At 28.8% G+C, this 23027-nt stretch carries 18 protein-coding genes and 2 pseudogenes; 6 read left to right on the top strand and 14 right to left on the bottom strand.

What is annotated here, in order from left to right:
• Nucleotides 1-78: 78 nt before the first annotated feature.
• From tkt to Q0Y03_RS04070, 6 genes are all read right to left on the bottom strand, one after another.
• Nucleotides 79-2055: a transketolase gene (gene tkt / locus Q0Y03_RS04095; protein ID WP_297712547.1), complete on the bottom strand. Its 1977-nt coding sequence runs from the start codon at nt 2053-2055 to the stop codon at nt 79-81.
• 92 nt (nt 2056-2147) lie between these two features.
• On the bottom strand, nt 2148-2861 hold the full coding sequence (locus tag Q0Y03_RS04090) for an L-ribulose-5-phosphate 4-epimerase (RefSeq protein WP_297712546.1): 714 nt from the start codon (nt 2859-2861) through the stop codon (nt 2148-2150).
• 354 nt (nt 2862-3215) lie between these two features.
• Complete coding sequence (locus Q0Y03_RS04085; RefSeq protein ID WP_297712545.1) at nt 3216-4307, bottom strand: GntR family transcriptional regulator; 1092 nt, start codon at nt 4305-4307, stop codon at nt 3216-3218.
• A 70-nt stretch (nt 4308-4377) separates the two neighbouring features.
• Nucleotides 4378-4794, bottom strand: a complete 417-nt coding sequence (locus Q0Y03_RS04080) for a hypothetical protein (RefSeq protein ID WP_297712544.1) — start codon at nt 4792-4794, stop codon at nt 4378-4380.
• Nucleotides 4795-5122: 328 nt separating this feature from the next.
• Nucleotides 5123-6613, bottom strand: coding sequence for a UbiD family decarboxylase (locus Q0Y03_RS04075; protein ID WP_297712543.1), 1491 nt, complete (start codon nt 6611-6613; stop codon nt 5123-5125).
• Nucleotides 6606-7175 (bottom strand): UbiX family flavin prenyltransferase, encoded by a 570-nt coding sequence (locus Q0Y03_RS04070; RefSeq protein WP_297712542.1) that lies wholly within the window; start codon nt 7173-7175, stop codon nt 6606-6608. The genes Q0Y03_RS04075 and Q0Y03_RS04070 overlap by 8 nt, the downstream gene beginning before the upstream one ends.
• A 297-nt stretch (nt 7176-7472) precedes the next feature.
• Between Q0Y03_RS04070 and Q0Y03_RS04065 the strand changes: the two genes are divergently transcribed.
• Complete coding sequence (locus Q0Y03_RS04065; RefSeq protein WP_297712541.1) at nt 7473-8348, top strand: LysR family transcriptional regulator; 876 nt, start codon at nt 7473-7475, stop codon at nt 8346-8348.
• A gap of 67 nt (nt 8349-8415) precedes the next feature.
• Here Q0Y03_RS04065 and Q0Y03_RS04060 read toward each other — a convergent pair whose 3' ends face one another.
• Complete coding sequence (locus Q0Y03_RS04060) at nt 8416-8829, bottom strand: MarR family transcriptional regulator (protein WP_297712540.1); 414 nt, start codon at nt 8827-8829, stop codon at nt 8416-8418.
• Between the two features lie 162 nt (nt 8830-8991).
• Here Q0Y03_RS04060 and Q0Y03_RS04055 point away from each other — a divergent pair, with 162 nt between their 5' ends.
• A complete protein-coding gene (locus tag Q0Y03_RS04055) occupies nt 8992-9462 on the top strand; it encodes a DUF2798 domain-containing protein (protein WP_297712539.1) in 471 nt (156 codons plus the stop codon).
• Between the two features lie 175 nt (nt 9463-9637).
• Here the strand turns inward: Q0Y03_RS04055 and Q0Y03_RS04050 are convergent.
• Nucleotides 9638-10519 (bottom strand): annotated as a pseudogene (locus tag Q0Y03_RS04050) (glycoside hydrolase family 1 protein); the annotation flags it as partial.
• Nucleotides 10520-10550: 31 nt separating this feature from the next.
• Between Q0Y03_RS04050 and Q0Y03_RS04045 the strand changes: the two are divergent.
• Nucleotides 10551-11034, top strand: a pseudogene (locus Q0Y03_RS04045) (aldo/keto reductase); the annotation flags it as partial.
• A 214-nt stretch (nt 11035-11248) separates the two neighbouring features.
• Here Q0Y03_RS04045 and Q0Y03_RS04040 read toward each other — a convergent pair.
• From Q0Y03_RS04040 to Q0Y03_RS04020, 5 genes are all read right to left on the bottom strand, one after another.
• Complete coding sequence (locus Q0Y03_RS04040) at nt 11249-11665, bottom strand: MerR family transcriptional regulator (protein WP_297712538.1); 417 nt, start codon at nt 11663-11665, stop codon at nt 11249-11251.
• A gap of 41 nt (nt 11666-11706) precedes the next feature.
• Entirely contained in the window at nt 11707-13473 is a 1767-nt protein-coding gene (locus Q0Y03_RS04035) for a 1-deoxy-D-xylulose-5-phosphate synthase (protein ID WP_297712537.1), read from the bottom strand.
• Between the two features lie 185 nt (nt 13474-13658).
• The gene (locus tag Q0Y03_RS04030) at nt 13659-14228 is read right to left on the bottom strand and encodes an MIP/aquaporin family protein (RefSeq protein ID WP_363318708.1); all 570 of its coding nucleotides are present in this window, start codon (nt 14226-14228) and stop codon (nt 13659-13661) included.
• A gap of 120 nt (nt 14229-14348) precedes the next feature.
• Nucleotides 14349-15788, bottom strand: coding sequence for a 6-phospho-beta-glucosidase (locus tag Q0Y03_RS04025; RefSeq protein WP_297712536.1), 1440 nt, complete (start codon nt 15786-15788; stop codon nt 14349-14351).
• Nucleotides 15789-15827: 39 nt separating this feature from the next.
• The gene (locus tag Q0Y03_RS04020; RefSeq protein ID WP_297712535.1) at nt 15828-17738 is read right to left on the bottom strand and encodes a beta-glucoside-specific PTS transporter subunit IIABC; all 1911 of its coding nucleotides are present in this window, start codon (nt 17736-17738) and stop codon (nt 15828-15830) included.
• 172 nt (nt 17739-17910) lie between these two features.
• Here Q0Y03_RS04020 and Q0Y03_RS04015 point away from each other — a divergent pair, with 172 nt between their 5' ends.
• From Q0Y03_RS04015 to gtfA, 3 genes are all read left to right on the top strand, one after another.
• Entirely contained in the window at nt 17911-18618 is a 708-nt protein-coding gene (locus tag Q0Y03_RS04015; protein WP_297712534.1) for a GntR family transcriptional regulator, read from the top strand.
• A gap of 259 nt (nt 18619-18877) precedes the next feature.
• Complete coding sequence (locus tag Q0Y03_RS04010) at nt 18878-19834, top strand: carbohydrate kinase (RefSeq protein WP_297712533.1); 957 nt, start codon at nt 18878-18880, stop codon at nt 19832-19834.
• A gap of 22 nt (nt 19835-19856) precedes the next feature.
• Entirely contained in the window at nt 19857-21320 is a 1464-nt protein-coding gene (gene gtfA / locus Q0Y03_RS04005) for a sucrose phosphorylase (protein WP_297712532.1), read from the top strand.
• A gap of 181 nt (nt 21321-21501) precedes the next feature.
• On the opposite strand, the gene Q0Y03_RS04000 is transcribed toward gtfA, so the two are convergent.
• Nucleotides 21502-22977, bottom strand: a complete 1476-nt coding sequence (locus tag Q0Y03_RS04000) for a glycoside hydrolase family 32 protein (protein ID WP_297712531.1) — start codon at nt 22975-22977, stop codon at nt 21502-21504.
• Nucleotides 22978-23027 lie beyond the last annotated feature (50 nt).

Raw genomic sequence — 23027 nt, 5'->3', positions numbered from 1 at the left:
CCTCCAATATCCTCTTTTCTCTGTGGAGTTTAACACCATATTAAACTCCATCAAATAACACACCCATTATTAACCTTTTTAAATTAATTCTTTTACTTTATCTACTACAGTTCCTTTATTAAATCCAAAGAAATTCATTACCTCATTACCATTACCTGATGCCCCAAATGTATCTATGCATAATACTTCATCAACATATTTGTGCCATCCATATGATGAAGCCATTTCTACAGCTAACTTTTTAACTCCTGGCTTTAATACACTATTCTTATAAACATTATCTTGTATGTCAAATAATCTAAAACATGGCATTGATATAACATCAACATATATTCCTTGTTTTTCTAATTCTCTTTGAGAACTTATTGCTAAATCAACTTCTGATCCTGTTGCTATTATCTGAGCTACTGGAGTTTGTGCTGCTTCTGAAATTATATATGCACCTTTTCTAACCTTATCTACACAATTAAATTCAGCATTTACATTTATATTTTGTCTTGATAATACTAATACAGAAGGTGTTTCTTTATTCTCTAAAGCTATTTGCCAAGCTGCATTTGTTTCATGAGCATCTGCTGGTCTTATTACATTTACATTAGGTATAGCTCTAAGTCCTGCTAATTGTTCAATTGGTTCATGTGTTGGTCCATCTTCCCCTACAGCTATTGAATCATGAGTTAATACATATACTAATGGTAATTTTTCAATTGCAGACATTCTTATTGCAGGTTTTAAATAATCACTAAACACAAAGAATGTTGAAACAAATGATTTTAATCCTCCATGAAGCATTATTCCATTTCCTGCTGCAGACATTCCAAATTCTCTTACGCCAAACCAAATATTTTTTCCACCAGGAGTATCTTTTCTAAAATCCCCTTGTTCTTTTAAATACGTCATATTTGAATGTGCTAAATCTGCAGAACCCCCAAATAATCCATCATAACTTTTTGCAATTGCATTCATTGCAAATCCTGAAGCATTACGAGTTGAAACTGATTTACCTATTTCATACTTTGGTAATACTTCTTCAAAATTAATATTTAATTCTCCATTAATTGAAGATATTAAACTATTATATTCTTCTGGATAAGCCTCTTTATATTTATTAACTAACTCATTCCAGTCTTCTTCCTTTTGTTTCCCTCTTGCTATAACATTGTTAGCAAAATCCTCTTTTACCTCATTAGGAACAGTAAATGGGTCATAAGTCCAATTTAAGTTTGCTTTAGTTTCTTCATATTCATTAGATCCTAAAGGTGCTCCGTGAACCCCATTTGTTCCTCCTTTATTAGGTGAACCATATCCAATTGTTGTTTTAACCTCTATTAACGTTGGCTTATCTGTTACCTTTTTAGCTTCTTCTATTGCGGCTGAAATTGCTTCAATATTTGTATCTCCATCTTCAACTCTAATAGTGTGCCAATTCATTCCCTTAACTCTATCTATAACATTTTCTGAGAATGAAGTTGAAAGTTTTCCATCTAAACAAATATCATTTGAATCATATAGAACAACTAATTTTCCTAATCCTAAGTGTCCTGCTAAAGATATTGCTTCATTAGCAACACCTTCCATTAAGTCTCCATCTCCAACTATTGCATAAGTATAATGATCAACTATATCTAATCCATCTTTATTGTATTTAGCTGCTAAATGTTTTTCAGCCATTGCCATACCTACTGCTTGAGCAATACCTTGTCCTAAAGGACCACTTGTAGCCTCTACTCCATGAGTGTGCCCAACTTCTGGATGCCCTGGAGTTTTTGAATTTAATTGTCTAAATTGTTTTAAATCATCAATAGATACATCAAACCCACTTAAGTGTAGCATTGAATATAAAAGAGCAGATCCATGCCCAGCTGATAATATAAATCTATCTCTATTAAACCACTTGCTATTTTCTGGATTAATGTTCATATGCTTATTAAATAATGTATATATCATAGGTGCTGCACCCATACATATTCCTGGATGACCTGATTTTGCTTTTTCAATTTGATCTACTGATAACATTCTTATTGTATTGATACTTTTCATTTCTACTTCTCTCATTATTACCCTCCAAATTTCACATATATACTAAAAACCTTTTAATACCTTAAATCTTATATTTAAACTATTTTATATTAATCTCACTTACTTTATTAATTCTTTTTATTTACTGAACCTTGTCCATAATAAGCATTTGCTCCATGTTTTCTAAAATAATGCTTATCTTGTAACTCTGAAGGTATTGGGCTAATTTCACTATTTAATTTTTCAGTTCTTATTGCCATCTTAGCCACTTCTTCTAAAACTACTGCATTTAAAACAGCCTTACTTGCAGTTTCCCCCCATGCAAATGGTCCATGACTTGCAATAATTATTCCTGGTACACTTAACTCTTCAATTTTTCTTTCCGTTAATGTTTCAATAATTACTAAACCAGTATTCTTTTCATATTCATTTTTAATTTCTTCATTATTTAAAGATCTTGTACATGGAACTGGGCCATAGAATGTATCTGCATGAGTTGTCCCATATGAAGGAATATCTCTTTTAGCTTGTGCCCAAGATGTTGCAAATGATGAGTGAGTATGAACAACTCCTCCTATATTAGGATACTTTTTATATAATTCAATGTGAGTTGGTGTATCTGAAGATGGTCTTAAATCCCCTTCTACTACATTTCCTTCTAAGTCTACTACTACCATATCACTAGCTTTCATTTCATCGTAGCTTACTCCACTTGGTTTAATTACTATAAGTCCTTTTTCTCTATCTATTCCACTTACATTTCCCCAAGTTAATACAACTAAATTATGCTTTACTAAATCTAAATTTGCCTTAAAAACCTCTTCTTTTAAATTCTCTAACACCGTAATACCTCCCATTTTTTGTATCTGCCTCCGGGGTCAATCCATTTTTTAACAATCCCCTTTCTCAGTTTAGTACATACAATTTTAATTACTTTTAATTTATTTACCGTACAATTTAATGTTAGCAAATATTTCTATGCTTGTAAATGTTTTTAATAGAAATTTTTTCAAAATATTGATCGTACTTTTTGTTCATTTTTAATTATCAACAAAGTTATCACACAAAAATTTTATAAATAAAATAGCTCTATAGAATAAACATTTAAAATATTTATTCTATAGAGCTATTAGTATGATTTAATCTCCTATCCCTTCATTCCAGTCATCGCTATTCCCTCAATAAATAATCTTGTCCTAAGACTTATTTATTCTCTTAACACTATTTTTTATTGCTATTTCTGGTTCAAATACATATGAAACTTTTTCTTTCTCACCATTAATTAATAATAACAACATTTCAGCTGCCTTTCTCCCAAGTTCTTCTTTAGGATGTAAAATTGTTGTTATTCCACAATCCAATGCTGCTGATATAGTTTCATCGTTATCATATCCAACAATGGATAGATCCTCCGGAATTCTTACTCCTAGTTCTTTTGCTACTTTAACAACATTCATTGCAACTTTATCATTATAACAAAATATAGCTGTTGGTTTATCTTCTTTACTTAATAAACTTCTAGTAAATCCATCAATATAAAACTCTTCTTCAAAAGTCTTAAATTTCCCAATAATTGTACTATCAATTTCAATATCACTTTCCTCTAACGCTCTTAAGTAACCATTTTTACGTTCAATACCTTGTACATCATCCTCTTTAAATAATCCGGCTATTTTTTTATGTCCTAAATCAATTAAATATTTACAAATTGTATATCCACCTTTTTCATCGTCTATAGCTACATAAGATTGCTCTTTTTTATTATAAGCTGCATTAATCATTAAATAAGGAATATTATTTCTATCTATTGCTTCGTAATATTCTATATTTGTATTACCTAACGCACTTGCAGTAGGTTCAATTATTGCTCCAACAACATCATATTCTAATAGCTTTTTTAATTGCTCACACTCTTTTTCCTTATCATTATTAGTGCTTAATAATAGAATATCGTATCCATTTTTGCTTAATACTTCATCTATTCCTTTAATTAAAAATGGAAATATATATTCTGATATATATGTTGTAATTACTATAATCATTTTTCTATTATTTACTTTTTCTTTAGCTGATTTTTCAACAAATGCTCCCTTACTTCTTTCCCTATAAATATATCCTTGTTTTTCAAGCTCTGTTATAGATTGTCTAACAGTATGTCTACTTACCGAAAACATTTCACCTATTTCTTGCTCTGTGGGTAATTTCTCACCATATTTCATTTCTCCATTTAATATTTTATCTCTATAAAATTCAAATATCTCTATATACTTAATCGTTTTTTCTGCCATAATACGCCCCTTCAAGTATTGTACTTACAATTTTGTTTATATATTTAATTTTAAACTATTTTTAAATTTTTTACCATATAAATTTGAAATTAAATTTAATATTTTTCATGTATTTTATATCCAAAAACAGAGGTTGTATTTCTTTACACCCTCTACTATCTAATGATTCAATCATATAAGATACTATCTTTTTAATTTTTATATAACTTTTTCCCTCTCCTAGTTGCTCATAAAGATAGTCCTTTAATGATTTTTTATCTGAAATAAAGTTAAATACAGATACCTCATCTTCATTATTATATTTGTAACTATAATTTTCACTATACATCTCTTCTAAATCTTTACATAACTGATTATTATCAATTTTTTCTTTACTTTCTACAAAATCTAGTTCTCCTTCTAAAATTGGATTTTCTTCAAATTTTTTATCTATATATTCTCTTAGTTCATAAGCTGACATTTGCAAAATATTTATAGATTGTTTCATTGTTTAATTTAATACTTCTCTTTTTTTGTTTACCATTTATAAAACCTCTATGTAATAAGTTTGTATAGTTTTAATTGTATTACAAATTGGGTTACTTCCATACCGATAATAAATTTAAAATAAAAAAGAATATTATTGAAAAAAGTTATATTTTAAAATGTAACTCTTCCATAGAAATATACATATTTTAGATAGACATATACTAAAATCTCCTGAAAGACCTCATATTGATAAATTCGCCAATGCAAAATAGATAGATTTGTTTATTATACAAATCTACCTATTTTCCCTTTGGACATCAAAATTTATTTAGATGTCCCTTCCTTATCTAATTATATTCTTCTATTTTAAATTTATCCAAATCAACTTCAGTAAATTTAGCTCTCTTAAACTTATCCTTTAATTCATAAGGTACAGTACAATCAAATATAGTTTTGCAAGCTATTCCCCTATCTCTAATAGTCCAGCTATATTCAGGACTTTGTGAAGGATCTAATGGATGACATCTTACCCCTGGAATAAATATTGTATCAATATCACCTTGATATCTAGTATTTAATGCCCATAAAACATCATTACTATCAAACGGATCTACATCTTCATCAACTAATATTACTGTCTTTAATTCTGAAAATTCTGAAAATGCTGATAATGCTAATAATGCAGCTTGCCTTTCTCTTCCCTGATCACTAGGAACACCCTTCTTAATTTGCAGTATAGCCATATACTTTCCACCACCAGCTGGGTGAGCATATACATTTACTAACCTTCCTGGCATTGCTTTTTCAACCATTTGAATTATACTTGCTTCTGTTGGAATCCCAGCCATATTTACATGCTCTTCACTTGGTCCTATACAAGTTTGCATTATTGGATTCTTTCTATGAGTTATTGCTTTGACTCTAATTACAGGTAACTCCTTAGCAGCCTCACCTGTATACCCTGGAAACTCTGGCATTGCTTTTCCCGTATTTGTGTTCATATCTTCTCTTACACGTTTATTCGGAACTAACTCACCTTCAATTACATATTCTGCTCTCGCAATTGCAGCCTCATCAACAGTTAAACACTTAACCATCTCAACAGGCTTCTTTCTTATTGCTCCTGCTATAGATAATTCATTAAATCCAATTGGTGTAGTTGGTGGTTCAAAACATGATGCTATTTCAATTGCTGGATCAACACCTATACTAATAGATATAGGTAGTGGCTCTCCACTTTCCTCTGCTTTCTTTCTAAATGCATCTAAATGTCTTACTCCAGGTGTAAAGAACATTGATAATTCATCTTTTCCTTGTAAACATAAACGATGAATTGTAACATCACCTTCTCCAGTTTCAGGATCTCTTGCATAACACATTCCTAAAGTTATATATGGTCCAGCATCCTCTTCAGTATTAGTAGGTGCAGGTAATATCTTTCTTATATCAAACCCTTCATCAGTTGCATAATGTACAACTTCTTGACATGGTGCATTTTCATTTTCTATTATAATTGGATTTATTGGATTTTTTACCGCTTCATTTAATAAAAACCCTAACTTCTTAGGTTCACAATCTAAAAGCATTCCAACCCTATCTCTACTAGCTAAAAGTCCTATTATAACTTTAGAATCCTTATGTCCCTTTACATTATTAAATATCATTGCTGGCCCTATTTTTGTAGGTCTTTTTACAGTTCCACCAGCTCCAATATGTCTGTAAATCCCAGCTAATTCTCCATGAGGATTTACTTCTACATCACTTTTTACTAATTGTCCTTTAACATTTTTTAAGTATTCAATAGCACTTCTTAAATCATTAATTTCTATCTTATTCATACTCATTTCCCTTCCATCTTAAGTCATTGCCTATATTTATATTAAATTGATCTAATATTTTCATAACATGATGATTTATAATATCATCTAAAGATTTAGTATTTGAATAAAATCCCGGCATAGGAGGTACTATTTTAACCCCTAACCTTGAAAGCTTTAACATATTCTCTAAATGTATTGAACTTAAAGGCGTTTCCCTAGGTGAAATAACTAGCTTTCTTCCTTCTTTAATCATTACATCTGCTGCCCTATCAATTAAAGTACTTGAAAATCCATTACTTATACTGCTTAGTGTTTTCATACTACAAGGAAGTATAATCATACCATCTGTTATAAATGAACCACTAGCAACACAAGCCCCTAAATTATCATTATTATGTATAAAATCTGCTAAACTATAAACATAATCTAATGAATAATCTGTTTCAACCTCTAAATTATTAATTGCCCATTTACTCATTATTAAATGAGTTTTTATTTCTTCTATATCCTTTAAATATTCAAGCAACCTAACTGCATATACAGTACCTGTTGCTCCTGTTACTCCTATAACTAAATTCATTTTCCCACCTCAATTAAGTTAGTAGTAACTTTTAAAAATTATTGTTTTTAATATAAAATATTGCTTCTATTTTTATAATTACGTTCTACTTTTATCAGATAAATTTTTTATATTAATCAAAGTATTTTTTTAAGTTACTACTATATACTAAAATTATATTTAACATTCCATAATGGAACAATTCTTTAATTAGCATGTTTTTATTCCAATTTGGAATAATTTCTAAGTATATTTATATAAATGAATTATTATCATGGTATAATATAGATATATTAAAGAAATTATGGTGGTTAACTTATGAATATAGAAAGTCTAAAATACTTCTTAACTTTAGAAAAATATAACAGTTTTTCATTAGCAGCTGAAGAATTATGTATATCTCAATCTTCATTATCTAAGCATATAAAAAAATTAGAAACTGAACTTAATTGTAAACTTTTTGAAAGATGTACCCGATATGTTAAATTAACAGATGCAGGAATTTCTCTAAAAAAGTATGCTTTAAATATAATTACTAACTACAATGAATTATTAGTTGACATAAATAAATTTACTTCTTCCTTCCCTAAATTATCTATTGGATATATTCCAGTAATAACTCAATATAATATTGCTAATCTTATTGGAGACTTTAAAAATAACGTTACAGATTTACAATTAACTTTTCATGAAGGTGAGCATGCTGAAATACTTAATTTATTATTATCTCAAAAAGTAGACTTTGCATTTTTAAGAAGTGATACATTAGATTATTCAAATTTAGATATTACTCCTTTAGCTAAAGATGAACTTGTAATAATTGTTCCTAAATCACATCCTCTTTCAAAAAGGAAGTATGTTTCTATTTCAGAATTATCAAATGAAAGTTTTATTTCCTTAGGAAAAAAATCTGGAGTTTATGATTTCTTTGTTAGTGAGTGTAATAAAGCCTCATTTAAACCTAATGTGGTTTATTTTAATAGCAGAATAGAAAACATAATAGGTCTTGTTTCTGCAGGGATGGGTATTTCTCCTCTTATGAGAAGAGCTGTGGAATGCTTTGATAAAAAGAATATTTCTATTGTTCTTTTGAAAGAAAAAATATATAGTAATTTATGTCTGGTTCATTTAAAAGATAAAAACCTTTCAACAATAGAAAAAGATTTTAAGAACTTTTTAATTAATACTCTATAGTACAAAGAACATCATTAAATAAATTTAGTGATGTTCTTTGTATCCACTATATTTCATAAAATAAGTTCTATTTTATCCATTCCCTTTCAAACAATTTTTTAATTAACTTTATATTTTCTTCACCTAAACTTTCAGTAATCTCTTGCTCGATTTTCTCCTTTAACTCATTACTTTTCTTACAATATAAGATTCCCTTTTCAGTTAAAGAAGTATATGTTTGATTAGTTTCGCTAGCAATAAATTTTAAATACCCTTTATCCTCTAATTTCTTTGCACATTTATGCATGGCCTGTCTTGATACATTAGCCTGTCTTGCTACTTCTGCTAACGAAATTTTTCCCATATTTATTTTAGCTAAAAGCATTGCTTCAGTATGAGTGATCTCCTCCTCTCCACTTTTACTCCATCTCTCTTCTACTTCTCGTCTTAAAGCAATATGCTTTTCACTTATTAAATCTATTATATTTAAATTTCTTAACATTCCAATCACCTAAAACTTTTTTATTATATTTTATCATACTTAATTATTAAAATTAACATTAAGTCAACTTAGTTGACTATTTCTTTTCTTACTGTTATACTTAACTTCGTCAACTTAGTTGACGAAGTTAAATTTGATTAATTATTTTCTGGGAGGATTCTTATGGGACAAACTAAACTTCAAAAATTTATTTTTACTTTAATGATGTGCTTTTGCATGGTTTTAGGAATGACTATTTATAATATGATATTAAATGAAGGTTTTCATTCTAATTTATTAAATAACTTATTAAAAGAATTTTGGCTTGGATTTATAGTTGCACTTTTATTAGATATATTTATTGTAGGAAAATTAGCAAAACCAATAGCTTTTAAAATAGTAAAACCTAATAAAGAAACTAAGCAAATTAAAATTATACTTGCAATTTCATCTTGTATGGTAATTGGAATGGTTTTATTTATGTCTATGTTTGGTGCTATAATTGCAGCTGGATTTAATATTGATGCATTAAAACTATATCCTTTATGCATAGTAAGAAATTTTGTAGTAGCTTTACCACTTAATTTGCTTATCGTATCTCCAATAGTAAGATTTTTATTCACTAAAATTTTTCCTGTTAAAGTAGCTGTATAAAACCCTATGAAATAAACAATGCCTATTTGAAAGTCTATATATTAGATTTTCAAATAGGCATATACTTTTTATATTATTCTTATCAAACTAATCTATATTATAATTCTTCACCATTAGAACTAATAACATTCTTGTACCAATAGAAGCTCTTCTTTCTTGATCTATCTAAAGTTTCGTAACTAAATGTATAGAAGTCAACTGTTCCATTTTTAAGAATTTCTAAATCTCCTTCTTCCATCTTAATTTCTATATTGTTTTCTCTAAAGAAACGATTAGCAAATCCTGAGTATGCTCCTCTTACTTGAACATCTCCACAAAGATAATTATTAAACTCTTCTTGTTGCTGAGCTAATAAAACATCTTCTGGACTACAAGTATACGGATATAATTTTCCAAAAGCAATCATACATCCAATTTTAAAGTCTGGATTAATTGAATGACCTAATTGAACAGCTTTAGCACTTGCAACAAATTGATGATGTAATGCTTGGAAACATTCTTGATAGTGATGCTTACCAGCTGCTCCAAATGTTAATTCTCTAATTTCATTAAACATTACTCCAGCACCTAAGAATGCTGCTGCAGGTCCATGTGTTAATATGTTTATTTCATTAAATGTTAACCAATACTTAACTACATCTTTATATCTATTAAATATAGTTTCACAATATCTTAAATAAAAATCTATAGCTTCTCTTCCTAACCATCCATTATATTTCTTTGTTAAACCAAATGGTGTCTCATAATGAGATATTGTTACTAATGGCTCTATATTATATTTCTTTAATTCAGCGAATACATTATCATAGAATCTTAATCCTTCTTCATTTGGTTCTAATTCATCCCCATTAGGAAATATTCTTGTCCAGTTTATAGACATTCTAAAAGTTTTGAATCCCATTTCTGCAAATAATGCTATATCTTCTTTATATCTATGATAAAAATCAATTGCCTCATGACTTGGATAATATGTTCCTTCTTCAAGTTCAGGAGTTATTCTTCTTGCAGTAGTATGTGTTCCTCCTGTCATAACATCAGATGTACTTAATCACTTTCCATCTGCTTTTATATTGTTCACTTTACGAACATTTATCACAACTAAGGTATGGATTAGTAACTACGGATATGATAAAACTAGAGAATCTGTACTTAATTCTATGGAAAAATTAAAAGTATATTATCTTGATTTAGTTTTACTTCATCAGCCATTTGGTGATTATTATGGAGCTTATCATGCTCTAGAAGATTTATATAAAGAAGGAAAATTACGTGCAATTGGTGTAAGTAATTTTTCCCCTGATAGATTATCTGATAGCTGATAAATATGAAAAAAGTGTTGCTCAAGTAATTTTAAGATGGTTAACTCAAAGAGGCGTTGTTGCATTAGCTAAATCTGTTAATTTAAATAGAATACAAGAAAATTTCAACATTTTTGACTTTAAGCTATCTGATGATGATATGAATGCAATAAAAGATTTAGATACTAAAACTAGTTTATTCTTTAACCATCAAGATCCAAATACAGTTGATATGTTCGTACAGTTTGTAAATCAAAGAGCTGATATGGAGTAATGAATACTATATATTAATATTCATTAATATATACTTACTCATAAAAATAGGTAGTGATTTTAACTACCTATTTTGCTTTTATCTATTCAATTTTTCGAATTACTCTTGCAGGTGACCCCACAACTACTGTATTCTTATCTACATCTTTAGTTACTAAACTTGCTGCTCCAATAACAGCATTATCACCAATATAAATTTTAGCTCTATCTTAAATTTAATAATTATTTGTACTAAAATTTATATTATTTGATTTATGAATATCTTCTGAACCTGCCTCGATTGCCTTTTTGTAATATGAAATTTTATGTTCAATTACACTCATTATTTTATTAAGTTCTTCCATTTGCTCTTTAACAACTTCTTTCCTCTTAAGAAATATATCTAATCTATCCTCTAAAGTACTATTACCTTCTAGGCACATATCCATATATCTCTTAATATCCTTTATTGGCATTCCTGAAGCTTTCATACAAGATATTATCTCTAATGACCTTAAATCTGACTCCTTAAAAATACGAGTACCATTTTCTTTCTTTTCAATAAAAGGCAATAGTCCTTCTTTATCATAATAACGTAATGTTGGTACTGAAACACCCATTTTATCTGCAACTTGCTTAATTGTATATGTCATTATAGATACACCTTCTCCTAATGTAACATTTATAATTACTATTATTTTAGAGCACTTTTAATATCATTAACAATTAAATCCTCAGTTAAATGATATCTTTCATATAACTCCTCTATTGATACCCTATCAGTAAATTCTTTTGTAGCACCAAAGTTTAATACCTTCATATCTTTATCTCCATAGAATCTTGAAATCTTTTCTCCAAACCCTCCATTAAGAACTCCATCTTCCAATGTAATTACTAATTTATGATTATCTAATAAATCTGCTAATAATTCCTTATCAACTCCTGTAATAAATCTAGGGTTTATTAATGTAGCCTTTATTCCAGTTTCACCCTTTAATTTTTCTTGAACTCTTTTTCCTAAATCATAGAATGAACCAAGACCAATAATTGCAACTTCACTTCCATCTATAGTTTTCTCATAAACATTTAAATTATCGAAGTTTGCCTCAACCTTAACTCCTGTTGAAATAACCTTCCCATTTGGTACACGTATAGCTACTGGATGATTCTTTTGTTCTATTCCCCATTCTATCATAGCAAGATACTCTTCTTTATTAGTTGGTGCAAGATATACTATATTAGGTATATTAGAAATTAATGGTATATCAAATATTCCTAAGTGCGTAACATCTCCCCCAGTTATTCCAGCACTCGAAACCATAATAAGTGCAGGATTATTATTTATTGCAAGATCTTGTGATAATTGGTCATATGTTCTTTGAACAAATGAACTTAAAATTGATAATACTGGTTTTCCACCTTGTGAAGCTATTCCTGATGCAAGTGCTACTGCATGTTCTTCTGCTATTCCTACATCTACATATTGCTCTTTAAGACTTTCTTCTTGCCTAAAATAATTTAATCCTGCTGGAGCTGGAGTAGCTGCTGTTATTGCTACAATCTTTTCATCATTCTTAGCTTTTTCAACTAAAAACTTTCCTGCAATATTAGTATAGCTTTCTAGTAATTCAACTTTATTTGACTCTTTATTTTCTAAATCAAATGGCATTACCCAATGAAAAGCTTCTTTATTTTTCTCTGCATCTTCATATCCTTTCCCCTTAATAGTATGAATATGAACTACAACTGGATGCTCTGTATCCTTTACTTTATTAAATATTTCTATTAAAGCTTCAACATTATTTCCTTCATCTACGTAATAATATTTAAATCCTAATGCTTTAAAAAAGTTATTTCCTGAAGTTCCGTTAGTTTCTCTAAGTTCAGCTAAATTTTTATATAATCCTCCATGGTTTTCTGCAATAGACATATCATTATCATTTACCACTATTATTATATTTTTTCCTGATTCTGCTGCATTATTTAAACCTTCGTAAGCTTCTCCACCACTTAAAGATCCATCACCAATTACAGCTATAATATTTTCTTTTTCTCCCTTAATGTCTCTAGCTTTAGCTAATCCACATGCTAAACTAATTGAAGTAGAAGTATGACCTACAGTAAAAAAATCATGCTCACTTTCATGTTGAGAAGTATATCCTGTTATATCACCAAACTTTTCTGGATTAATGAAACTTTCCTTTCTTCCAGTTAAAATTTTATGTGGATATGATTGATGAGAAACATCATAAACTATTTTATCTATCGGTGAGTTAAATACATAATGTAGTGCAACTGTTGCTTCTACCATTCCTAAATTAGGTCCAAAGTGGCCACCTGTCTTACTAACTTTTTTTATTAATACATCTCTTACTTCTTCTGCTAATATATTTAATTCTTCTTGATTAAGATTTTTTAAATCCTTTGGTTGATTTATTTTATTTAAGATACTCCATTTCATACTTTACCTCCTGATACATTATCATCTAAATTAATTATTTCTAAAATTAAATAAATTAATTATTCCATATTATTGAATTATATCAACAAATTTATCTTACAGGGTAAAGTTAACTTTAGGTCAATACTTTTTTACAAAAAATTTTAAATTTAAAACTAAATTTACTTCACAACTTTTATTTTTCTCTAAATTTTATTATAATTTAAAATACTATGTTTACTTATATTGTTAAGCTTTATTAATCTACTTTTCTCTGTAACCTTTACTATAACTAACGTTATTATACTTATAGCTATTATACTAATAAGTCTTAAATCAACAATTCCATAATATAAAGCTAAATTTATCATAGCTCCTGTACTACCACCTAAAATAGGTGCTAATACAGGTATCCATCCATATTTAAAATTTGAACTCCCTTTCTCTGGTATGGGTAATAATAAATATTCTAAACGTGGTCCTAAATCTCTTGCTGGATTCAAGGATGCCCCTGTTACTCCACCAAAAGAAATACCTAATATCTGAAAACTTCCATTCAAAGCTTTAGCTATTGTAAAAGCAGGATTTAAATGTGCTCCACTTATATCTCCTACTGTGTAAATAGCTAATGCTACTGCAAATCCCCAAGCTAAATTTATTGTAACTGACCCAATTTTATATGTTCCCGACTTTTTTAATGAGTTTCCTGCTAAAACTCCACATCCTATAAATATTAATATTGTTACTCCTATAAATTCTGCTAAAAATATATTCATAATGATTTCCTCTCTTCAGAAATCATTACATAAAGTGAGGAATCACCTTGAACTATATCAAAGTGATTCCTCTTATTTTCTTTATAGTAATAATTATATTTCCCTTTATCTTACATATACCTATTTAAGTTTTGATCCATTTGATTCAATAACATTTTTATACCAGTAGTATGAATCTTTACATAATCTCTTCATACTTCCATTACCTTCATTATCACGATCAACATAAATCATACCATATCTCTTTTTCATTTCCCCTGTAGTAAATGATACTAAGTCTATTATTCCCCATGGAGTATATCCCATTAATTCTACTCCATCATAATTAACTGCCTTTTCCATTTCTTCAATATGCTTAGCTAAATATTCTATACGATATGAATCATGTATTTCTTCATTTCCCTCAACCTTGTCATGAGCCCCAAATCCATTTTCAACAATAAATAAAGGTAATTCATATCTATTATATAAGTTGTTTAAAGTATATCTTAAACCTACTGGATCTATTGGCCATCCCCAATCACTAGCTTTAATGTATGGATTTTCTACAGAATTTTCTAATGATCCATTTACTGAAACTTCTCCATCATTACAAACTCCTGCCTTTACTGCATTTGACATATAATAACTAAATCCAATATAGTCTACAGTTCCTCTTCTAAGGATTTCTGCATCCCCTTCTTCCATACCAATATCATAGCCTTTTCTTTCGAATTCCTTTAATGCATATCTTGGATAATGTCCACGTACATGTACATCTGGGAAGAAAAATCTTTCACGCATAGCTTCTTCTGCAGCCATTATATCCTCTGGATTACAAGAGTATGGATATATTGGAACATGAGATATCATACATCCAATTTTAAATTCTGGATTAATTTCTCTTCCCTTTATAACAGCCTTTGCACTTGCTAATAATTCATTATGAGCTACTTTATATAAAACTTCTCTTGGATCTTCTCCTTCTTTTAGTGTTACACCAGAGTTTGTCCATAAGAATAAAGGATTATTTGTATCCATTTGATTATTTATTTCATTAAAAGTCATCCAATACTTAACTTTATCTTTATATCTTTTAAAGCAAACTTCAGCGAATCTTTCAAAGAATTCTACAAGCTTTCTATTTCTGAATCCACCATATTCTCTTGCTAAATGTAATGGTAATTCAAAATGAGATAAAGTAATAACAGGTTCTATTCCATACTTTAATAACTCATCAAATACATTGTCATAGAACTTTAATCCTTCTTCATTTGGCTCTAATTCATCACCTTTTGGGAATATTCTTGTCCATGCTATTGATGTTCTTAAACACTTAATTCCCATTCCTGCAAGTAATGCTATATCTTCTTTATATCTTCCATAAAAATCTATTGCTTCATGATTTGGATAAAATGTATCTTCCATTATTGTATCAGTTATTCTTCGTGGAACACCATGAGCTCCTGCTGTCATTACATCAACAACGCTTGGCCCCTTTCCTCCAGCATTCCATCCACCTTCAAATTGATGAGCAGCAAATGCTCCTCCCCATAAAAAGTCATTTGGTAACTTATTCATAATTATTCTCCTTTATCTAGTATATTTTTGCTTGATTTTTTACTGTGTTTGTATACTTAATTCTTTTAGATTAATTATTGACATTCCGTTTTTAACTTCTTCATTTATACATAATGCATTATCTTCATAATTATCAGCATTTGTTATTACAACTGGTGTAATTAAAGAATATCCTTCTTTTTCTATGATATTTCTATCAAACTCTAATAATAAATCTCCTGCTTTTACCTTAGAATTTACTGATGTTTTAACACTAAATCCTCTACCTTCCATCTTTACAGTATCCATACCAACATGTATTAAAACTTCTACACCATCTTCTGAAAGTAAACCAATTGCATGTTTAGTGTCTGCAATAAATTCTATTGTACCATTAAATGGTGCATATACTTTATTATCAACAGGTTCAATCGCTACCCCTTTTCCCATCGCGCCTGAAGAGAATACTGGGTCATTAACTTTTTCTAATTCTATTACTTTACCAGATATAGGACTTTTTATTTCCTTAACTCCTATATTTAAAACTGGTTGTCCTTCCTTAACCTTTACTACTTTATCTTCTTTTTTTGATTCTGTTTCTTTTTCACCAATTCCAATTATTTGAACAAGTATAATTGCTCCAACAAATGATATTGCTGCTCCTAATAACATACCTATAATAGACTTTGAATTATCTGGTGTAATTGCATTTACTACAGTTAACATACCTGGAAGACCTGCATATGCATAATAAGCTATATTAAAGAATGATCCAACTACTGCTCCAACTGCACCGGCAATACATCCACATATAAACGGTTTCTTAAATTTTAAATTTACACCATATATAGCTGGCTCAGTTATACCAAATATTCCTGTAACACCTGCTGATAATGCTATATTTTTAGTTTGTTTATTTCTAGCCTTTATAAATACTCCAAAAACTGCACCTGCTTGAGCTATAACTGCCATTGTTTGGAATGCTTGGAATGTATCCATACCATATAAATCATAGTTAGCTAAACACATTGGTGTAACTCCCCAGTGTACCCCAAATATTACTACAATTTGCCATAATCCACCTATAACAGCTGCTGCAACTGCTGGTGCTAAATTATATAAATAATTATATCCATTTGCTATTGCTGTAGCTAATGAATCTGATAATGGTCCTATAACTAATATAGTAAGTGGAACCATAACTACCATACATATAAATGGTGTGAATAATGATTTAATTACTTCTGGTAATTTTTTATCTACAAATCTTTCAACATAAGACAATATCCATACTAAAAATAATGGTGGTAAAACTGATGATGTATAAGTTGTTTCAGCTAAACTAATTCCTAAAAATCTAATACTTTCTCCATCAGCTATTCTTGCTGCTATTTCTGCCCAAGTTGGACTTACTAAAGCTGCGCAACATGCTACTGCAATAAACATATTACATTTAAAATGTTTAGATGCTGTAATAGCTATAAATATTGGTAAAAACGTAAATGGTGCCCATGACATAAAACTTAATACTTCATAAGTACCTGTACTTGAAAAAGATGGACTAACCATATTAATTAATATTAAACAACCTTGTAATATACCAGCTGCTGCTAATATATATATAAATGGTGCAAATACTGCTGACATAGTTGCAATTATTCTATTTAAAACACTTGCTTTTGGCGCATCTTCTTCTATAACGCTACTATCTAAGTTAAGTTCACTAGCAACTTTATCGAACACTTTTCCTACATGAGTTCCAATAACAACTTGGAATTGCCCTCCATTTTCAACAACTGTTATTACTCCAGTAAGCGCTGAAACGTTTTCTTTTGCTTCATTAGTTGTTTCTTTTAAAACTAATCTAAGTCTTGTTGCACATCTTGATGCTTTTATAATATTTTTCTTTCCGCCAACAGCATTTATTATATCTACTGCTAACTTCTCATAATCACGTACTGAGTTTGCCATATATACTCCTCCAAACATTTTGTCATCATACAATAAAATTGTATGATTAAATTATAATTATACCAGTATAATTTGTCAACATTTTTTTGAAAACATTTTCTATATTTTCCTTCATATTTTCTTTATGCTATACTTAACTTATAAATATGTTAATGTAATAAAGGGAGTAAAAATGCTAAAATATCAAATAATTGCAAATGAAATAGAAAATAATATTTATAGTAATGACCTTCCACAAGGAACTAAATTACCTACAGTAGAAACTCTTGCTGCCGAATATAAAGTAAGTAAAAGTACTATTGTTAAAGCTATAGAGTCTTTAGTATCTAAAGGTCTTGTATATCAACTTCAAGGAAGTGGAATATTTGTTAGAAGAAGAAATCGTAGTGGTTACATAGATTTGAATATAACTCAAGGCTTTACTACTTCTTTAAAAGAATTTAATATAACATCAAAGGTTTTAGAATTTGATCTTATACGTGCTGATGAAGAAATTGCAAAATTGATAGAATGTGATGTTGATGATGATGCTTATCTTGTTAAAAGAATAAGATATATAAATGATGAAATAATGTGTTATGAAGAGGCTTATTATAAAAAAAGTATAGTACCATATCTTACTGAAGAAATCGCAAAAGGGTCTATTTTTGAATATTTAAAAACAGCATTAAATTTAAACCCTGGTTTTTCTGATAGATATTTGCACTTAGAGAAATTAGATGATAATCTTGCTAGTATATTAAATTTAGAACCCGGAGATCCAGCAATGGTTGTATTAGAACAAATATATTTGCCATCTGGTGTATCTTTTAATGTTTCAAAGTTGACTTATAACTATAAAAACACTCAATTCTTTCTTCAATCCTCATATGTAAGATAATTAAGAAAAGGCATATTATGAGTTATATTAATTAATCATAATATGCCTTTTATATTTTAAATTTAATATTTCTAAATATTTTTTTGGATATTTTCTAATAAATGATTCACTCCTAATTTATTACTTTAATTACAACACCAATGTTTAAATAAGATAAATATTGTACTCTTACTTTTATTGAACTTATTTATGTCAATCGCTTGACACAAGTATTTTTTATATTTATACTCTAGTTATAGAAAACCATTAGGAGGCAACAATGTTTAACTTTAGTAATAATATACAATTTCATGATACAACTAATGATGTATTTACAATTGGAGAATTATTAGTAGATATGATTTCTGATGATTATGATACTAATTTTACTTGTAATAAATACTCAAGATTTTTTGGTGGTTCACCAGCAAATATAACTATGAATATAAAAAGACTTGGTGGTAACCCAGTTATAACTTCATGTGTAGGAAATGACGGACTAGGTGATTTCTTAGTTAATAACTTAAAGAAAAATAATATTAATACTAAATTAATTAATAGAGTTAATAATTCTACAAGTATGGTTCTTGTAACTAAAAGTAAAGAAACTCCACTACCTATTTTCTATCGTAGTGCAGATTACAACTTGGAATATACTTCTGAAATAGATTCAACATTAAAAAATAGCAAAATAGTTCATTTTTCTTGTTGGCCTATTTCTCAAGCAAAATCAAGAAAAATGATTGAAAAAGTTATTAAAGAGGCTAGAAAAAATGATATCCTTATAGGCTTTGATCCTAACTATCATGAAATGATTTGGGAAGAAGGACACGATGGAATAGAGTATATAAAAAGTCTTATAGGTAAAGTAGATATAATAAAACCTTCAGAAGTTGATGCAGAAAGAATTTTTGGTGCTGATACCCCTGAAAATCATGTAAAAAAGTTTATTCAATGTGGTGCAAAACTTGTAATAATGACTTTAGGAAAAGATGGTGCAATAGTTTCTAATGGTACTGAAACTATTAAATTTAAAACTTTGGCTACTGAAGTCGTAGATACAACTGGTGCTGGAGATGCTTTCTGGGGTGGTTTCTATACAGCCATGACTAGTAATTACACTTTAAAAGAAGCTTTAAATATTGGCTTTGCAACAAGTGCCTTTAAGCTAAAACATTTAGGTGCTATTGCAGAACTACCTTCTATAGAAGAATTAAAAACACTTTATAATATATAGTTAATTAAGAGGAGATATTAAAATGGCAGTTAAAAATAAAGTTCAACTTATAACTTATCCTGATTCCCTTGGTGGAGACTTAAAAACATTAGATAATGTACTTACAAAATATTTTCCAAATACATTTAAAGGTGGTATTCACATACTTCCTCCATTTCCATCATCAGGGGATAGAGGTTTTGCACCTCTTACTTATTTAGAAATAGAACCTCAATTTGGTACATGGGAAGATATTCGTAAAATAGGTGAAAACCATGATGTTCTTCTTGATTTAATGGTTAATCATATTTCTAAAAACTCAGTATTCTTTCAAGATTTTTTAAAGAACGGAAAAGAATCAAAGTATGCTGATCTATTCATTACTTTAGATAAAATTTGGAGTGATGGAAAACCAGTTCAAGAAGATATTAATAAAATGTTCTTACGTAGACAAGTTCCATACTCTACATTCAATATACAAGGACAAGAAGTTTCTGTTTGGACTACTTTCGGTAAAGAAACTCCATCTGAACAAATTGATCTTGATATAAATTCTGAATCAGTTAGATCATTATTAAAAGAATTCTTTGAAAACTTCCATAAAAATAATGTTAAAATTGTAAGACTGGATGCTGTAGGATATGTAATAAAGAAACTTGGTACTAGCTGCTTCTTTGTTGAACCTGAAATATATAAATTCTTAGATTGGATATCTGATTTAGCTAAATCTCTTAATATTGACTTACTTCCTGAAGTTCATGCTCATTATACTACTCAATTTAAGCTAGCTAAGTATGGTAACTATATTTATGACTTTATACTTCCATATATGATTCTTAGCACAATAGTTAATAAATCTAGCTCTCAAATTACAGAATACTTAAAGGATAGACCCCATAATCAATTTACAATGTTAGATTGTCATGATGGAATTCCTGTAAAACCAGATTTAGATGATTTAGTATCAACAAATGATGCTAGAAAAATTGTTAACCATTGCTTAGATCATGGCGCAAACTTAAGCTTAGTTCATTCTGATGCTCATAAAAGCCCAGATGGATTTGATGTTCATCAAATAAGATGTTCTTATTACTCTGTTTTAGGATGTAATGATGATGCATACTTAACTGCAAGAGCAATTCAATTCTTTGCTCCTGGTATTCCACAGGTATATTATGTTGGATTATTAGCTGGTGAGAACGATGTTGAAAATGTTACTCGTACTGGAGAAGGTCGTGAAATTAATAGACATAACTTTACTTTATCTGAAATTGATAAATCATATAATCAAGATGTAGTTCAAAGATTACTTAAATTAATTGACTTTAGAAATGATTATCCTGCATTTGATGGTGATTTTACAGTTGAATCTTCAAATGATGATGAAATCATATTAACGTGGAGAAAAGATGATAAATATTGTACTTTAAATGTTGATTTAAATACTAGTAAATCAACAATTAAATATATAAATGATGATGGCGATATATCATTATACACACTTTAATATATACGAAAAAGAAGCATTTTTCGAAATAAAAATGCTTCTTTGCTTTATATCTTAGCTTCATACTGCCAGGTTAGTTCATTAACATTATATTAAGTTTAAATATATAGATAGGGAGAGTAGATATAAAGAACTTGCTCTACTATTAAGGAACTGCTTTTAAATATCATATCACCCTCGTTTATTTACTTAGTTTTATGTTTTCAAATATAACGTCATTGTCAATTGAAAACACTCCCCATTGTGACCCTTGAGCTAAAAACATTCTATTACTTAATACAACTTCATCATTTACATAAATAACCACAACACTATCATCAATTAAAATAGTAAAATCTATTGAACTTTTATCATTAAACTTAAAAGGAATATTCGATTGCGCTTCTAAATTTGATATATTGTTAGTTAATGTATTATAAAATTGAATCTCTTGTTTTTTTATATCGAATACAATATTCAAACTTCCAAGATTATTTTCATCAACATCAAACATAAATCCAAATTTACCGCTATCTGAATTTAAATTTATCTTACCTGTAATCTTATTTATACCATCAATTGAATCAAATTTCGCAAACTCATACTCCTCACCAGCAAATTTATAAGTATCATTATTTTTAATTACAGTTTCGCTATGTTCTATTAAATTTATCTTAGTATCCTTTTTTATCTTTTCTACAACATTATATATTGGCACTGGATATAATTCTCCATTTTTACCTTGCATAAGTTGATGGACAACTAAATTGCCTGCCCAGTCATAATTCTCTGAATCACTATACATCTCCTTTGTAGGTGTCCATCCAAATATATATAAATTCTCAGAGTCCTTTTCCATTCTACCAGCATAAAATCCTTTTCCATCAAAATGATCCATTTTAGGAATATTAAATTCTCCTTTTGAATCACTTGCAATTCTATAATGCGTTACTCGATTTGGCCATTGGTCCGAAAAAGAAAGATACCAATACCCTCCATATTTAATTAACGTTGGACATTCTAAGTTAGAATCTGTTCCCATATCATTTGTAAAAAACACACCTTGATCTTCCCATATTTTTAAATCATCAGATGTATATAGTGCTATTACTCCAACATTATCTTTTCTTGTAGTTATTAACATCCAATATTCATTATAATCTTCATTATAAATTACATATGGATCCCTAAAATCATCACTACTATATTGTTCTGACGCAAAAAATGTATCTTCAGGTATTTTAGTCCAATTTATCTTATCTTCGCTTGTAGCATGCATAATAGCCTCTTTTGGCATCTTATTAGGATTATGTCCTGTATAAAACGCATGATATAAGCCATTATTATCTTTTATAACAGAACCTGTTCCTAATGCCAAATCTTGATCTTGAGTATTTTTAGAATATGGTATTACCTCTCCTATATCATCATATTCATAAAAATTATTAGTTGTAAATAAGCTCCATGGATGAAATCCAACATCACCATCTCTTAAATCCTCTAAGTAAAATATATTAAACTTTTCTTCATCGTAATATGGCATAGGATCTCCAACCCAACTTTCTTCCCTTTTAGGAAATATTGATATACTTTCGTTATCATTGTTTATCTCTGCAAAATTACTGCAACCACATAATATAGTAATACTTAATATAGTCAATAAAATCTTATATTTCATATTAATCATCCTTTTTCCAAAATTAATTTCTCTAATCAATAATATTTAAA

The sequence above is a fragment of the Clostridium sp. genome, assembly GCF_026168755.1.
Taxonomy (GTDB): Bacteria; Bacillota; Clostridia; order Clostridiales; family Clostridiaceae; genus Clostridium.
Note: the sequence above shows the minus strand (reverse complement) of the source record. Positions and strands in the feature narration are given on the sequence as shown.